Annotated in this window: 14 protein-coding genes and 2 pseudogenes; 11 read left to right on the forward strand and 5 right to left on the reverse strand. The window is 41.1% G+C overall.

Going from position 1 to position 16,744, the window contains the following annotated elements:
- The first annotated feature begins 90 nt into the window (after window positions 1-90).
- Complete coding sequence (locus CSV63_RS03575) at window positions 91-1,347, forward strand: YeeE/YedE family protein (protein WP_099694582.1); 1,257 nt, start codon at window positions 91-93, stop codon at window positions 1,345-1,347.
- A gap of 84 nt (window positions 1,348-1,431) precedes the next feature.
- Here CSV63_RS03575 and CSV63_RS03580 read toward each other — a convergent pair whose 3' ends face one another.
- A complete protein-coding gene (locus CSV63_RS03580; RefSeq protein WP_099694583.1) occupies window positions 1,432-2,271 on the reverse strand; it encodes a pyridoxamine kinase in 840 nt (279 codons plus the stop codon).
- 380 nt (window positions 2,272-2,651) lie between these two features.
- Between CSV63_RS03580 and CSV63_RS03585 the strand changes: the two genes are divergently transcribed.
- From CSV63_RS03585 to CSV63_RS03610, 6 genes are all read left to right on the forward strand, one after another.
- On the forward strand, window positions 2,652-3,017 hold the full coding sequence (locus CSV63_RS03585) for a YkvA family protein (RefSeq protein ID WP_233191933.1): 366 nt from the start codon (window positions 2,652-2,654) through the stop codon (window positions 3,015-3,017).
- A 418-nt stretch (window positions 3,018-3,435) separates the two neighbouring features.
- Complete coding sequence (locus tag CSV63_RS03590) at window positions 3,436-4,263, forward strand: transporter substrate-binding domain-containing protein (protein WP_099694584.1); 828 nt, start codon at window positions 3,436-3,438, stop codon at window positions 4,261-4,263.
- Between the two features lie 38 nt (window positions 4,264-4,301).
- Window positions 4,302-4,967: an amino acid ABC transporter permease gene (locus CSV63_RS03595; RefSeq protein WP_099694647.1), complete on the forward strand. Its 666-nt coding sequence runs from the start codon at window positions 4,302-4,304 to the stop codon at window positions 4,965-4,967.
- 14 nt (window positions 4,968-4,981) lie between these two features.
- On the forward strand, window positions 4,982-5,707 hold the full coding sequence (locus CSV63_RS03600) for an amino acid ABC transporter ATP-binding protein (RefSeq protein ID WP_099694648.1): 726 nt from the start codon (window positions 4,982-4,984) through the stop codon (window positions 5,705-5,707).
- 223 nt (window positions 5,708-5,930) lie between these two features.
- Window positions 5,931-7,580, forward strand: a complete 1,650-nt coding sequence (locus CSV63_RS03605) for a catalase (RefSeq protein WP_369823780.1) — start codon at window positions 5,931-5,933, stop codon at window positions 7,578-7,580.
- 364 nt (window positions 7,581-7,944) lie between these two features.
- On the forward strand, window positions 7,945-8,151 hold the full coding sequence (locus CSV63_RS03610) for an ATPase (protein ID WP_099694585.1): 207 nt from the start codon (window positions 7,945-7,947) through the stop codon (window positions 8,149-8,151).
- On the opposite strand, the gene CSV63_RS03615 is transcribed toward CSV63_RS03610, so the two are convergent.
- The 3 genes from CSV63_RS03615 to adhP all read right to left on the reverse strand — a co-directional run bounded on the left by CSV63_RS03615 (window position 8,148) and on the right by adhP (window position 10,945).
- Entirely contained in the window at window positions 8,148-8,870 is a 723-nt protein-coding gene (locus CSV63_RS03615) for an AI-2E family transporter (protein WP_099694586.1), read from the reverse strand. The two genes, CSV63_RS03610 and CSV63_RS03615, sit on opposite strands and share 4 nt — an antisense overlap.
- A gap of 61 nt (window positions 8,871-8,931) precedes the next feature.
- Window positions 8,932-9,615, reverse strand: coding sequence for an MOSC domain-containing protein (locus CSV63_RS03620; RefSeq protein WP_099694587.1), 684 nt, complete (start codon window positions 9,613-9,615; stop codon window positions 8,932-8,934).
- Between the two features lie 316 nt (window positions 9,616-9,931).
- A complete protein-coding gene (gene adhP / locus CSV63_RS03625; protein WP_099694650.1) occupies window positions 9,932-10,945 on the reverse strand; it encodes an alcohol dehydrogenase AdhP in 1,014 nt (337 codons plus the stop codon).
- Window positions 10,946-11,539: 594 nt separating this feature from the next.
- Between adhP and CSV63_RS03635 the strand changes: the two are divergent.
- The 3 genes and pseudogenes from CSV63_RS03635 (at window position 11,540) to CSV63_RS03645 (ending at window position 14,239) form a co-directional block, all read left to right on the forward strand.
- Window positions 11,540-12,481, forward strand: a pseudogene (locus tag CSV63_RS03635) (Rpn family recombination-promoting nuclease/putative transposase).
- 214 nt (window positions 12,482-12,695) lie between these two features.
- Entirely contained in the window at window positions 12,696-13,277 is a 582-nt protein-coding gene (locus CSV63_RS03640) for a uracil-DNA glycosylase (RefSeq protein ID WP_099694590.1), read from the forward strand.
- A gap of 704 nt (window positions 13,278-13,981) precedes the next feature.
- Window positions 13,982-14,239 carry a helix-turn-helix domain-containing protein gene (locus CSV63_RS03645; protein WP_099694591.1) on the forward strand — a complete coding sequence of 86 codons (258 nt, stop codon included), beginning with the start codon at window positions 13,982-13,984 and terminating at the stop codon, window positions 14,237-14,239.
- Window positions 14,240-14,450: 211 nt separating this feature from the next.
- On the opposite strand, the gene CSV63_RS03650 is transcribed toward CSV63_RS03645, so the two are convergent.
- A complete protein-coding gene (locus tag CSV63_RS03650; protein WP_099694651.1) occupies window positions 14,451-15,590 on the reverse strand; it encodes a zinc-dependent alcohol dehydrogenase in 1,140 nt (379 codons plus the stop codon).
- 812 nt (window positions 15,591-16,402) lie between these two features.
- On the opposite strand from CSV63_RS03650, the pseudogene CSV63_RS16715 reads away from it, so the two are divergent.
- Window positions 16,403-16,695, forward strand: a pseudogene (locus CSV63_RS16715) (NAD(P)/FAD-dependent oxidoreductase); the annotation flags it as partial.
- Window positions 16,696-16,744: the final 49 nt, after the last annotated feature.

The following is a 16,744-nucleotide window of genomic DNA, read 5'->3' on the forward strand; positions in this document are numbered from 1 at the left end:
GAAATAAGCTCAACTGGTTGACTTTCAAATCCGAGAATATTACTATGAGTTCGTATGCCAACTAAATTAATAGGAAAAGGGTGTTATGGAATGACTACTATAAAAGTACAGCCCATCCACGACGTAAAAAGTCCTGTGGAACGAGATGAGCTTCTATTAAATCCACCGCAAAAACTACTGATTGCGAGTGCAGTACTTGTGGCGGTACTATTATTCGCTTATTTGCTAGCCACCCAGCATATTTCTCAATCGATGCTTCTCGGCATTGGCTTATTGCTTGGTTTCACTCTCTTTCATGCACGCTTTGGCTTTACGTCTGCATTTCGACGCATGGCGTCAGTTGGAAACGGTCAAGCGATGCGATCGCATATGCTGATGCTGGCACTAGCGGTAACATTATTTGCACCGATTTTAGCGTATGGTACGACATTCTTTGGCGGTCCGGTCGCCGGCTATGTTTCGCCTGTAGGCGTTAGCCTCATCGTAGGTGCCTTTGTCTTTGGAATTGGCATGCAGCTTGGCGGTGGGTGTGCTTCTGGGACACTGTATGCTATAGGTGGCGGACGTACTGTGATGTTCGTAACGCTAGCATTCTTCATTATCGGCACTACAATTGGCGCATACCATTTACCATTCTGGACGGAAGAAATGCCTGCATTCGCTCCGATTTCATTGGCTACTTCCACTGGCTTAGGCTATGGTGGCGCTTGGCTTGTGTCGATTGCGTTATTTGGATTCATTGCGTGGACCACGTTGATTATTGAGAAAAAGAAAAAAGCGCCGAAAATGGCAGCTCTCCCCACTGAACGAGGATGGAAACGGATTTTCCGCGGATCTTGGCCTTTGTTTGCAGCTGCGATTGTATTAGCGGTGCTAAACGCGTTAACGTTACTGACGCGTGGAACGCCTTGGGGCATTACTTCTGCTTTTGCGTTATGGGGATCAAAAATTGCTTCTGTAATCGGCTTTGACGTAGCGAGCTGGGGGTATTGGCAAGGGGCCAACGCAGCTGCACTAGAAGCATCGATTTTCGCTGATTCTACTACTGTATTGAATCTTGGCGTGATTATCGGTGCATTCATCGCTTCAGCAGCTGGCGGGTTATTCAAATTCACACGCGTGACGGTAGGTAATTTTGCAGCCTCCGTCATAGGTGGTCTGATGATGGGCTATGGCGCACGTCTTGCATTCGGATGTAATATCGGTGCTTATTTCGGTGGCATTGCATCATTTAGCTTGCATGGCTATATTTGGGGGATTCTCGCATTAGCCGGGACATTCCTAGCATTGTATCTCCGTCCTTTGTTTGGATTAACGGTACCGAAATCCAATGATTCTGTGTGCTAAAGAAAGTAAACTAACGAAATTTGCAAAAAAGCACGAGATCCACGAAGTAATTTCGTAGATCTCGTGCTTTTTAGTATGTACTCCTCACAACAACATCCGCAAATACTTTTCAAAATTCACTCCCGCCTCTAACGGCGTATCATCTAATGCCGTATCTTCTATGGCAGCAAGCAAGAATTCTTTGGCAAGTGTGATAGCCTGTTCCATGCCCATGCCTCGAAGTCGGCTACCCATCAGTACTGATGCAAATAAATCACCAGTGCCTGAGTAGCTTTTATTATTGAATGGCACTGTAGTGAAAAGTGTGTCCGTGTCGTTAATATACATATTGCCAATAGTAAATTCCTGGCTGGGTGGCTGTATGCCTGTAATGATAATTTCAGCGCCAGTTGCTTGTTGAAGTAGCTTACCTAAATCCTCTACGATCTTCAGGTAATCTTGTTCATCTATGCAGCGGTGCAATGTGTCATAACTATAACCGGTCAACAAACAGCATTCGGTAAGGTTCGGCGTAATAATATCCGCACGCGCGACCAGAACCTTCATTTGTTCAAGAAGTTCTTCGTCAAAATTATCATACGCTATTCCATTATCACCTAGCACCGGATCAACGAGTAATAGCGTTCGATCGGTATAAAAACTCTCAAGAAATGTGAGGATTTGGCGAATTTGTTCTTTGCCCGTAATATATCCGGTATGAATACCGTCAAAGGAGACATGAAGCTTCTTCCACTCCTCCGTGTAGAGCGGCATGGCGTTCGTTAGATCATGACAGTAATAGCTTGGATATCCCGTTTGTGCAGACAAAACCGCAGTAGGCAATGGGCATGCTTGCACGCCCATCACGGAAAGCACAGGAATCGCGGCAGTCAGTGAGCATTTACCGAATGAAGACATATCTTGAATAATCGCAACTTTTTTCATGGGGATTCCTCCGTAAATCGCTATGTATTATACGTATCATAGCATAAAAAATGCAGTAGATTGTTATGTGAGAACGAGTATGGATTATTTAGTGACCGATCATGATGTAAGAAAAAGAGAGATTTCAGCAAATGTTTTAAGTAGAATTTTTATCAACATCATGGGTTACAATTTCTAGTCTGGAGGGTATACATATGACGAAGACCAACCCAACGTCTTGAGTTCCAGAGATTGCGAGAGAAAGAAAAGTATATGCTATATAAAACTAGAATACAAAAGAAAGTAGGTCATATCTTGGCTCATCATAATGAAGACTATTCCAAGCAATTCTCCGAAAAAAGTTTTGGGATAAAATTCTTAATTTCGGCAAACAAGCAGGTGTGAAGTTAACGTATGGGACGCTATTACTGTTTTATACGTTTAAAAAACCAACAGTTCCGAAGAAAGTAAAATCTACTATATTAGGGGCTTTAGGCTACTTCATCCTACCGTTAGACGTTCTACCAGATTTCACACCTATCGTGGGATATTCTGATGATTTGGCGATCGTCGTGGGTGCTTTACTAGTGGTGGCTACATATATTGACGCAGAAACCAAACAGCTAGCAAAAAATAAGGTAATAGACTGGTTTGGTGAAAATGCTGTAAAAGATACTGAGTCATTGGATGATGAAATGGAAAAGAAGTTACAAGATAGGAAGGAGAAGAAGGCGATTAAGAAAAGGACGTTAAACACGAACGACTAAGTGCTTTTTCAAGGTTTATACTCATAGCTTTTTTACTGTACCGCTCCTACATTGAATTCCATTACATCATCTCAAATTAGTAAAAATAGAAAGAATCCTTTCACTGTGATGAATGAAAAAATTATAAGAATAGTAAAATAATTATACTCTTTTCTGTGGTATCATGGTTTAATAGTAAATAACTTACTAGTTAGAAAGTGGTGAAAGCGTAGTAAGGATTGGAAATTCACTTCGGTTATAAGGTAATTTCTATTTATTTTTAGAAAGTAATAAGTCGCGATGGAAAGGAGGAAAGTTATACTAAAAGAAAGAATGAATCACTCATTTCAACCAATATCTGTTGTAAGCGGTTTCAAGCATCAAGGTAATGAAGTGTGAAAATTAGCGATATAGCTATCTAAAAAGGGAGTGTTGGAAAATGAGAAAATTTATCATGATGATCGTACTACTAACTGCATCGGTGTTCGTACTAGCTGCTTGTGGAAACAAAGACGACAAGACATCAGAGAACACCGGAGATCAAGAAGGCTATACATTAGTTAATGAAGGAAAATTCACGTTTGCTGCAAGTGGCGTGTATAAACCGTTTAGTTTTGAAGAAGACGGTAAACTTACAGGCTTTGATATAGAAATTGGAAATGCGCTTGCAGAGAAAATGGGACTTGAAGCGAATCCCGTGACAAATCCCTTTGAAACGATTTTACAAGGTCTAGTGGGAAATAAGTTTGACGCAATTATTGGTTCTATGGCTTATACAAAAGAACGGGCAAAGCAAGCGGACTTCACCAAGCCTTATTATTATTCAGGTGGAATGATTTTCGTAGCAAAGAATAACGACGAAATTACATCTCCGGAAGATTTAGACGGAAAGAAAATTGGCGTAGTAGCTCAGTCTACATATGAAGAGCCTGCAAAAGAATTATCGGATAATATTCAGTATTACAGCAGTGATGTAGTGGCATTAAAAGATTTAACAGTTAAAGATCGCTTAGATGCAGTCATTACAGCGGACATCGTTGGGTATGAAGCGATAGACAATGGGTTTGAAATCAAAGAGGTCGACAAGCCGATGTGGGTGGAACAACCTTCCATCGCCGTAAATAAAGAAAATCCTGAATTAACAAAAGCGCTTGATCAAGCATTACAAGAAATGATTGACGATGGAACGTATGAGGAAATCTCAGATAAATGGTTCGGTCGAAATTTACTTGATATGGACTTGGAAGGTGTCGAGTTGTTGGAATAAGATAAACTTTACTTATTTTTTAGAAAGTTGGTGTGCCGGTGCCTGAGTTTTTCCTAACATTTTATGATGTATTCAAAAGTACGTACAAAGGATTTTTACAAGCTGGTCTACTAACCATTGAAATCACGGCAATTGCTATCGTCATCGGAACAGTGTTAGGCATCATTTTCGCCCTTATGAAAATTTCCCATTCGAAAATACTGCAGACGATTTCGAATATATACATCACGCTAATTCGAGGGACACCGTTAATCGTTCAGATTATGTTTTTATACTTCGGTATCACATCGATCATCGTGTTGGATAACTTCTGGGCAGGTGCCATTGCTTTAGGAATCCATAACGGTGCATATATTGCGGAAATATTCCGTGGATCTATACAAGGAATTGACAAAGGTCAACGAGAGGCCAGTCTTGCACTGGGGATGAATAGTTCCTTGACGATGAGAAGAATCGTATTCCCACAAGCTTTACGACGTGCGATTCCACCACTCGGCAACCAATTCATCATTACATTGAAAGATTCCTCTTTAGTCTATGTGATTGGTGTATCTGAATTATTTGGTTTGGCCAATCGTGTGGCCGCATCTAATTTCAAACAATTTGAAACGTTTCTCGTAGTAGGTCTTTATTATCTCATTCTCGTTCTGATTTTCAGTGCTCTATTAAAATGGTATGAGAACAAATTGGATGTGGATAAATAATGGGGGCGGATACGATGATTAAAGCGGAAAATATTCATAAATCATTTGGAGATTTGAATGTATTGAATGGTATTGACTTGGAAGTGCGCCGTGGAGAAGTAGTCGTTCTTATAGGGGTCAGTGGATCCGGAAAAAGTACTTTTTTACGGTGTTTAAACTTTTTGGAATTGACAAATGAAGGCGTTATAACGATTGATGGAAAGCAAGTAAATCAAAAGAAAGACAATTTAGCCAAGATCCGTGCGGAAGTTGGAATGGTATTTCAACACTTTAATTTATTCCCGCACAAAACGGTTTTAGAGAATGTAATGGAAGCACCTTTGATGGTTAAAAAAATGGATAAAGCTCAAGTGAAGAAGATGGCACTCGAGATATTACAAAAGGTTGGATTATCCGAAAAAGCCGAAGTCTATCCCAATAAATTGTCTGGTGGTCAAAAACAACGTGTGGCAATCGCTCGAGCGCTTGCCATGCAACCAAAAGTATTGTTATTCGACGAACCAACTTCTGCTTTAGACCCTGAACTTGTCGGGGAAGTGTTGCAAGTCATGCAAAACCTGGCAGAGGAAGGGATGACGATGATTGTTGTGACACACGAAATGAAGTTTGCCAAAAATGTTGCAGACCGTGTGATTATGTTAGACGAAGGCGTTATCATCGAGGATTCTGATCCCGATACGTTTTTCAATCGTTCGACAAATACACGTACACTACAATTTCTCGAAATGGTAGACGTATAAGCGCAATAAAAAATCACCAGTCAAAGTAAACAAGAGTTACTTGGTCACCGAACATGTGTAACGTGTTCTGCGCCCTGGTACCTCTTGTTTTTGGATTTATTAGCTTTTCTGCTCCCATTCAGTCCGTACATATGGAATTTCCCATCGCACTATACGTGTTTATCTATTCGTTGTTGTGGTCATACTGCCAGTAGAAATGGAAAGCACTTTGTCGAGGAGGAATATCGTGGAAAAGAAACAACATAAACAGAACGAATCTCAAATGGAAGAGCGGGAAATTCTTACGACGCGCCAAGGGCATCCTGTACATGATAATCAAAATATCAGGACAATTGGCGACCGTGGCCCTGCTACGCTTGAAAATTATCACTTCATTGAAAAAATCTCTCATTTTGATCGCGAAGAAATACCTGAACGAGTTGTCCATGCAAGAGGATCAGGTGCGTTTGGCTATTTTGAAACATATGGGAAAGTGGGCAATGAACCCGTTGAAACGTACACGCGTGCCAAAGTATTTTCGGGTGCTGGAAAAAGAACGCCTCTTGTCGCGCGTTTTTCCACTGTAGCTGGAGCTAAAGATTCGCCTGAAACTGCACGAGATCCACGAGGCTTTGCGGTGAAGATGTATACAGAAGATGGCAACTGGGATTTAGTAGGGAATAATTTGAAAATATTTTTCATTCGAGATGCGATGAAGTTTCCTGATATGATTCACGCATTCAAAGCGGACCCTGCTTCAAATATATCGCATCCGCAACGCATGTTTGACTTTGTCTCTAGGTCACCTGAATCCATTCATATGATCACGTTTTTGTTCTCGCCATGGGGAATTCCCGCGACGTATCGTCACATGCAAGGCTCTGGTGTGAATACATACAAGTGGGTCAATGACAAAGGAGAAGCGGTTCTAGTAAAGTATCATTGGGAGCCAAAGCAAGGCATCCGTAATTTAACGCAGGAAGATGCTGATGCTATTCAGGCAAAAAATGTTGCCCACGCGACGCAAGATTTATCTGAAGCCATCGAACGTAAAGAGTTTCCTGAATGGGAGCTCTTCGTGCAAATTATGGAAGATGGCTACCACCCAGAACTGGATTTTGATCCACTTGATGATACAAAGCTTTGGCCGGAAGAACAGTTTCCTTGGCTGCCTGTAGGCAAAATGGTATTGGATCGCAACCCCGATGATTTCCATATGGACATAGAGCAAGCGGCTTTTGGAACTGGCGTGCTTGTAGATGGAATGGATTTTTCAGACGACAAAATGCTTCAAGGCCGTACATTCTCATATTCCGATACACAACGTTATCGTATTGGTACGAATTATCTCCAGTTACCTGTCAATGCACCCAAAAAAGAAGTTCGGACAAACCAGCAACGCGGTCAAATGGATAATCGTGACACCAACGAGTCAGGTGAAAATCCGCACATCAATTATGAACCATCTATGCTTGGTGGATTTCAAGAAGAAAAAGGGGAAAGTCGGCCTCCGCATCGACCTACGTATAATGCAGCGGCGATGAGCGCACCGATTGATCGACCCAATAATTATGGTCAGGCAGGCGAGACGTTCCGACAGTTTAAGAAGTGGGAACGAGAGGAATTAATCAACAACCTTTCAGAAGCGCTAGCCGTGTGTGACGTACGCATACAAAAGGCGATGATCGACCACTTCACGCAAGCGGATTTTGAATACGGGCGTCTTGTAGAAGAGGGGATTGAACAGAAAATGAAAGAACTAGAAGGAGTGGAGGCGGAATCTAACGTCCCAGGTCGTGGAGCCGGTCAATCGAAATTTGGACAAGGCACGCCTGATTCTAAACAAGCTGTGAAAGACGCAACGGAAAAAGGCCATAAAGCAGATCCTTATTGATGATCAGGCTAAACCTTTAGTTCACTAAATATAGAACAAATAAGCACCTATATAGGCAGCAAACGCTATGGTGGATGTACATGCGTTTCTGCTGTATATAGGTGTGTTTTTTTATGGCCCGCCTTCTGTCCACTTGTTCGATCACTAGGAACCATTCAATTTTGCATATTTCGGCTTCAGTTATACACTGAGTCTCATATCTTACTAACAGAATAGTTAGAAAAATTTACGAGAAAATGGTATACTTCATACTATGAAGTATGAGAAAACAAAGCGAATGTAATTCTCAACATAACGGATTGAAATACGCTAATTAAATAGAAGAATCACGTACAACCCATTAAAAAGATTGGGAGGTGACGATATGAATAATTCCTTTTGGATTCCGTTACTGGTTTCATTTGGAACGATGATATTCCTATATTTTCTAGGCTTTTTAGCGAATATAGACCTTCTACTATTTAAACTTTCACTGTCATATACTGAAATTTCATTGCTACCTATTTTTGTAGGTATGATAATGGGGTTTATAAGTGAACGTATGATCAAGTGGAGAGCACGTGCCAGCTAACAAGGGGAAGATCTTCTATACAAAGGGGAGCGTACTGCATGAATATCTGTAAAGAAGATGAAGTCACTAGTCTTTATCGGTAGAAGTTTCATTGTATGATACGGTAAATCACGGCCGTCTTTCAATAAAAAGAATAAAAGAACTGGCATAGTCAGCAATGCGATGACCACATTGGTAACCGTGCCGAGTACGCTGCCAATCCCCAAGAAAGCAGAGTCTATGAAGCCATTTGTTTGCTCTGTTATCGACTTGATGATCCTTGGATCCATATCGTCCAACTTACCTTGCAGTTGAGAAAATATAGTACTACTCAACAAGCTGTCAAATTGTTCTACTAATCTAGTCCAATATCCAGGCCAGTTTTGAATAAGGCTTGTAGCTTGTTCGCGTATAATCGGAATCAGTATGATAATACCCCATGCGACTAAACCACTAATGACCGCGAAGACGAGTGCAATCCCCCAAACACGCTTGATCTTCTTTCTTTCCATCATATCGATCAATGGATTTAATAAGTAAAAGAGAATCCCTGCCATTATGATAGGTAAGGCCACTACGCCGAGAAACTCTTTGACGAAATGAAACATATACATCACTTTTGAAAAAACTAGGAAGTTCAATAAAATTAATAGCGAAATTAATAAGATGGCAACTACTTTATTATCCAAAAACCAGTTTCTGAACCAAGTAGTCATCGTTTGGATTTTATCATTTTCCATATCCTGCACCTCTTCTTGTGAAATAAACTATAGTTTACTGCAGGTGGATCGAGAATCTGCTTTACGTTTCACCAGAAAGCCGTTCGCTAGTATTTACGTCTTGACCCGCCACTCGCTTTTCAAAAGTCTTCCGCCAGCTAGGCGACAACTCCACTACTTCCAGCAAACGACGAACCGCTTCCAAATCTTGCTTGTCATGATGCATCAGCCGATTCGCTTCCGCTACTGAAATAGCATGGGCTTGGCGTGTTAAAGGAACTAACATATCCGTCGGGGAAACCATGCCTTCACGCAACACGCGGAAATAAAAGCCTGTAAAACCTGTATCTTGTACAAGAAGCGGCAGCTCTTTTCGTTCGTAGACAAGCGCTAACTTAAAACAAGGCTGACGGGGTTGACTCACTTGAACAATCGCTTCACCGAGCAAAAAGGAGTCTCCAATACAGACATCTTCCTCTGTCATTCCAGCGATCGTAAGATTTTCACCAAATGCACCGTGCGACAGCATTCTTTCCAACGTGTTTTCCCAATGACTATAATGTTCATACGGATACACACAAACAGCCTTGTGAACACCTCCGTGATGAACGAGATCACCTTGACCGTCGCCGGTAAAATTGGTACGGGATAAAAATACTGCTTGCTGTATGTGCTGTTTAAAAAAGCCGGTTGTAATTGATTTCTTTCCGAATTCCATATCTTTCGGTTTTCCAACATTTAATGAAAGAATCTCCACTTTTTTCATGAAATCTACCTCCAGTAGTATGAATATATCACGTAGGTATAAGTGTATCACTATCATTAGAACTTCGTATATATCTTTAGGGTTTAGGACTTCCAGGTGATTGAAGTCAAACAATCATATATAATGAAGGTTCCATTAAATATATCCCAGCGAAACGATCCAAGCTACTTATCATAATTAAAGCATAATTTGAATATATAAAATGAAAAATGAAAGAGCGTGTCCCCTAGGTAACTAACCTAGAAGACACGCTCTTTTATATGAAACTATATATTAGAAAGGAATCTACTGTTACTCACAGCAACTACACAAGAAATCAATCAAATGTCAAAACAATTCGTCCGTTAATTTGCCCTTTGACCATTTTATCCAGCACCGTGTTGACTTCGGAAAGAGGAGCTGTTTCGATTTGAGCTTTTACTTTTCCACGGGCGGCAAAGTCTAAAGCTTCTTTCATATCGAGGCGTGTGCCGACAATGGAGCCTTTCACCGTGATCGCATTCAATACTGTGTCAAAAATAGGTATCGGGAGTTCGTCATGTGGAAGTCCAACCGCAACTAGTGTGCCACCGCGCTTAACAGAACGGTATGCCTGTTCAAACGGAACTTTTGCGACCGCGACACTGATAGCTGCTTGTACACCACCAACTTGTTGTTGAATAGCTTCGGCAGGATCTTCATTCTTGCCATTCACTGTGATGTCGGCTCCTAGTTTCTTCGCAAGCTCCAACTTTTCATCCGCAATGTCCACCGCGACCACATTGAAGCCCATTGCTTTAGCATATTGTAATGCAACATGACCCAACCCGCCGATACCGTAAATAGCCACCCAATCTCCAGGCTTCGCTCCCGATATTTTCAGCGCTTTATACGTTGTCACACCTGCACATAGAATCGGTGCTGCTTCAACGGAACTTAAATTATCAGGAATTTTCGCTACATAATCTGCTGCTGCTAGGCAATATTCTGCGTAGCCGCCATCGACTGAATACCCACCATTTTCTTGATCGTGACAAAGTGTCTCTTTACCGTCAAGGCAATAATCACACTCACCGCATGCGGAGTAAAGCCAAGGAATCCCGACGCGATCTCCGACTTTTACGGATGTTACATTTGGTCCGATCGCCTCTACAATACCAACACCTTCATGGCCGGGAATCAAAGGAAGTTTCGGTTTGACGGGCCAGTCCCCATTAATCGCATGTAAGTCAGTGTGACAAACGCCACAAGCTTCCATTTTAACTAACGCTTGACCGACACCTGGTGTTGGTTTTGACGTATCCTCAATTTGTAACTCTGTTTGGAATTCCTTGACGATGGCTGCTTTCATTGTCGTTTGTAGTACAGTTCCTTGTGTGTCTTTGTTTTCGATAGCTGATTTCATGAATGATTCCTCCCTTTTCTTGTGTACAATGTGACATAGTGCAACAGCGTGTCAATAATGAAAGCGCGTTACTATAGGGGACTATTATGAAAAATCATCATGATGTACGTCAAACAAGATACTGTGAATATTCGCGATCGTTTGACGCGAGACACCCTCTCATTAAGGACGTTTATCTGCTTGGCTGAAGAAGTGTTAACAACTTATTAACATAAGTCTCACTGAGTATAGCAAAATGCCTCTTAAATGTAAACTATTTTCCAAATTATACACAAAGCGACAAAATACTATCTGATTCATATAGTTGTAGCTTCATGCAGTGCTTCAAAACGCATATCAAAATCGAATTCTTAAAATAAAATTCCTTATACCTACAGCTTGTTCATTTTCACACAATTCAATTTTCTCATTTTGACGATTTTCTGCTTCTGTCATATGCTAATTTCAAAACAGTCACTAACAGAACAGTTAGAAAAATCATCGGAAAAATGATATGCTTTATTCTAAGAAGTGTGAGGAAAGCACATGAACAAACGAGCGATGAAACGGATCTATGTAAAGAATTTAGTAGATTTGAAAATCGATTTTGCGTTTAAAGAACTATTCGGAAGTAGGAAAAACAAAGCGATTACCATTATTTTTCTGAATGCCATTCTCAAACGAACTGGCAGGAATTCAATTAAAGAAGTCACATTTATAAATCCTGAAATCGGCGCGGAATATGAAAACGACAAACTATCACGTCTGGATATTCTAGTCACTACACAAGATCAGCATCAGATCAATATTGAAATGTAATTCACGAATCAATATGATATGGTCAATCGCAGTGTGTATTATTGGGCTAGATTATACAGTGGACAAAACAAAAAAGGAATGGCATATCATACACTCCAGCCTACCATTATGATGAACATACTGAACTTTGACTTGATTTCGGAAACGGATGGATATCATACGACGTATCACTTACATGAAGATGAAAAGAAATTTCGTATAGCCGATGGGTTGGAACTACATTTCATTGAAATCCCTAAGCTGCTTGCACATTGGTATGATGAAAAGTTGGATCCTTGGAATGATGTATTGGTTCGCTGGTTGCTTCTATTAAGTATCGTAGACCAAAGAAAACAACATATTTATGAAGATATTTACAAAGAACTGGAGGCGATTGCGGTGACTGACAAACATTTGCAAGAGGCATTTACAAGTTGGAACGAAATGAGTTTGGATTCAGACGGACGAGTTGCCTATGAAGTTCGCTTAAAACAAGTTCTAGATCAGGAAGCAGCGGTAAATGAAGCGAAGTGGCGAGAAGAGAAGGCTAGGAAGGAAGGAATAGAGAAGGGGAAAACAGTTGAAAAAGAACAAATAGCACGTAATCTTCTACTGAAAAAACTAGATATAGAAATCGTGGCTGAAACAACGGAGTTATCATTAGAGCGTGTACAAGAGTTGAAAGCGGAATTAGAACTGCAATAACACGCGTCTTGATGTGAGGTAAATGGAAAAGACGTCTACTTTTGACCTTTAACAGGTTGGGTGTGGACGTCTTTTTTGATAGGAAGATTTTCACCAAACGCACCGGACGACAGCGTTCTATCCAACGTGCGTGCCAAATAGCTGGACATGGCAATGAATCAAGGTATGTATGCATGTAGAAAGGGAATGCTGAAAACCTAGGAGCGTGAATAAGATGAATTCTAGTTGTTCAGCAAGTTGGCGGGAAGATCCGACGCCAAAAAGTCAGCAAGCTTGCCAAGAGTGTGGGCTATATAACCAAGGTTCTCGTATGGTTTGGGGAGAAGGAAATCCGAAAGCGTCGATCATGATCATTCTTGATAATCCGGGCGCACTAGAAGATCGTGAAGGGAATCGAATGGTTTGCGGAACGCGCCAAACTTTACGACAGACCCTATCGACTGTGGGTTTAGAGGAAGAGGTGCTGTACGTGACATATATTCTGAAACGACGGCCCCTTCGTAATTATGACAAAGAGAGAGTGCGATCCATTTGCATTCGTCATCTAGAAGCTCAATTAGACCAACAACAACCTTCCCTTGTCGTCTGTTTAGGCAATGTAGCGGTTCAATCATTTTTTCAACATCCTGAAGTGGATGTCAAAGGCTTGCGTGGAGAATGGCATGAAGTGAGGGGATTTAAAACAGCAGTTGCGTATCATCCCCTTGCAGTAAGACGCCGTCCCAATCTAGCGACAATGTTTGAGGAAGATTTATCGTTTGTCGCGAGGGCATTTCGTGAGTTGAACAGGGTATAATGTTTATTTCTAATCGGCAACTACGCCGTCCATGCAGAAATAGATAGAGGGTATGTACAAAGCAACTAGAAGGCTGGTATGGAATCAGCATTTTGTCTGACTCGTGCCAGCTAATTTCTCTTTGACCTACTGATTGTTTCACTACTTTGCGTTGTGTAACTTTTTGGAATTGACGAATGAAAGTATGATGATAATCGATGGGGAGAAAATCAATCAGAAAAAGATCACTTGGCAGCTGTGTAGCGATAGACACTTTCCAACCTATACATTGAAAGACGTCTACTCTTGACCCATCGCAGGGTAGGAAATAGGCGCCTTTTCCATGTATAGGTAAAAGTTTTATGACGTAAATCCTGTAACTTTCGCAATATGAACTATTTTTATTCATCCAATAATTAAGGTGGATAGGATAAAAATGGGAAATGACAATTAGGGATATCGCTAATAGTATTCTGAGTAAAAATCATGTATATTGTGTCTGTAGTCAATTATATTTAGGTTCGTCCACTTTTACTTATTACTTTGTACTTAATTTCATGCATTTATTCACATTATATTAAGTGTATTATTCTTAACTTTTAGTAATGAAAGTCTTTTGCACTATGCCATTAGACAGAAAATTATTTTACTTATTATTATGAAGGAAATTTAAGAAGTACAGATAGTTTTTACATCAACTATAATTCGATAAGGCGGCGATTTATTTGAACGATTTTGGAAATCACTTGCATATGTTACGCAAACAAGCACAGATGTCTTTACGTTATTTAGCAGAGCGCGTGAATCTCAGCTACTCCTTCATTGATTCTTTGGAAAAAGGAATGTATACGCCTACGCGTGAAGTAGTGTGTACATTGGCAGAAGAATTAGAAACAGATGTAGATGAACTGCTGGACTTAGCAGGTTATATGCCGAATGAAACGGTGAAAAACCTATATGCTTTTTCGAGTGATAGAAAATAAGATAGAATGATTTTGCTTGAAAGTGATCAACTGAACATGCGCATGTCGCTTGTGTACGTTGATCTATCGTCGATCTCATCCTGTCAAACATATGTGGAAAATGCCTTTGTTTTAAAGTGATCGTCACTCTATTCAAATAAGCAGGGGCAGGGTATCGCTTTTTTAAAAAAACCGTTCCCCGATAGTATTCGGTGAACGAGTTTTACTGGTCTTATGGTTTCAAGATGACTTTGATGCATTCATCCTCGTGTTGATAAAATGTATCATACGCCTTCGAAGCGTCTTCAAGCGGCAAAATATGGGTGATGATATCGGTCGGATCGATTTCTCCATTCGTGATTTTGTCGAACAGCATCGGCATATAATGCACGACCGGTGCTTGACCCATTCGCATATTGACATTGCGTTCAAATAGGAAGCCAAGCGGGAACATATTGTAAAGCGATCCATATACACCCGTCAGCTGAATGGTGCCGAATTTCCGGACAGACTGATAGGCAATTTCAATGGCGCTCAGAGTACCGCCTTGAACTTTCATTTTCTGTCCGACTTTCTCAAGAAGATTTTTCTTCCCATCCATGCCGACGCAGTCAATGACAACGTCTGCACCGCCTTTTGTCAACTCTTTCATTTGTTGTCCAATATCATCTACTTCATCGAAATTAAATATTTCCACGTTATTTGTCTTCTTCGCGTGCTGCAGTCGGTAGGGTACGTGATCGATTGCGATGACCCGTTTCGCCCCTTTCATCCAGGCAAATTTCTGCGTCAATAATCCGACAGGCCCCGAGCCAAGGACAATAACTGTGTCTCCCTTTTTTACACCCGCATGCTCTACGCTCCAGTAAGCTGTCGGAAGAATATCGGATAGAAACAACAAGGATTCATCCGGCAGTTCGCAGCTTTCCGGAATAACAAACGGCAGGAAGTTTCCGTAGGGTACGCGTAAATACTCGGCCTGTCCGCCTGGATAATTACCGTAGCGCTCCGTAAAGCCGAAATAACCGCCCGTGTCCACTTCTTCGTTCGGGTTCGAATTGTCGCACTGGCTCTCCAAGTCATGCTGACAGAAGAAACATTCACCGCATGAGACGTTGAAGGGGATGATGACACGGTCGCCTTTCTTCACTTTCGTCACTTCAGGTCCGGCTTCCACAACGATACCCATGGGCTCATGGCCGATTACATAGTCTTTATGAGCCGGCAAAGCCCCTACATAAATATGCAAATCCGATCCGCAAATGGCTGTAGAAGTAATTTTGACGATAATATCATCCGGCTTTTCAATACGTGGGGCCTCTACTTTTTTCACTTTAATGTCTTTTGCGCCTTGATACGTAACTGCTCTCATCATATACCATCCTCTCCTTTTTTAAACTGTACCCATTTTTAAAATAGTTAATCATCTTTGATTGCTATTATAATTCTGGCTCATTCATTGGTATTGTAGAATGCCGTCTATACTTCCCAGCGCAGTTGCACACCAAACGTCCATTCACTTGGTGAGTCCGTTCCTCCGTTTTGATGAAACAGGTAAAGTCCTTAATCCCGGTTGTTGTGAACCGATGTATTCCATCTCGTTTTTTAATTCAGTATAGGGAAAGCCCTAGTCAACAAGTCAGCGCCGATTTTTATCTGCTGGCGCACTGAAATGGGAATGTTTCTCATGCTGGCGAGCCGAATATCTGAAGGCTTCCAGTAACCCCGTTAAAAAATCATCATGGTATCTGCCAATCCCATCATCTTCCTTTATTCCATAATGCTTTTCGTAGTTCCGGTTGACGTAGACAATTCCGTTTCAACGTTCAACCTATAGGTTTCGTTAGACGAGTAATGCCGTCTAGTAGGCAGGGATTCCACGGATAAGTCTATTTTTCTTGCTCTTTGTTTTCAGGCATTTTCAACACCGTTCTGCTGTTTTACCTGAGTCAATTTTGAAAATACTACGTCTTTTTTGAGTCTGTTATGACTCGAATTTGAATGAATTGTAATAACGTTATGAAGATAAAACGACAGAGACCTTATTCCTATTGATATTTTACTAGTTGGCACGATACTTGCATTAATATTTGGGAAGATTTTGTGATGAAGCAAAAAGAGGTAATTCCCTAAATTGCTTCGAGCCAAATCGCTCTATATAAAGTAGTTAGTAGGAGGAATGAACTGGGTAAAACAGCGGAGGTTAGCGACATTACGATTATTGGAGGCGGTCCGGTCGGTTATTGACTGCGTTTTATGCGAGATTTCGGCAAATGTCCGTACTGTTCATTGAGAGCCTGCCGTAGCTTGCAGCACTGTATCCTGAAAAGTATATGTATACTAGTGCTGGATTCCCTAAGGTGAGGACTCAGGAGCTGGTGGATTATTTGGTTGAACAGATAAATCAATTTGAACCTACCATCTGCTTGGATGAAACGGTGATACAAGTCGACAAAGAAAATGAAGGCGTTTTCAAACGAACTACAAAAGTAAATTTGAGTGCATCAGGTTTTGGAGAAGCACCCG

This window comes from Sporosarcina sp. P34 (genome assembly GCF_002743375.1).
Taxonomy (GTDB): domain Bacteria; phylum Bacillota; class Bacilli; order Bacillales_A; family Planococcaceae; genus Sporosarcina.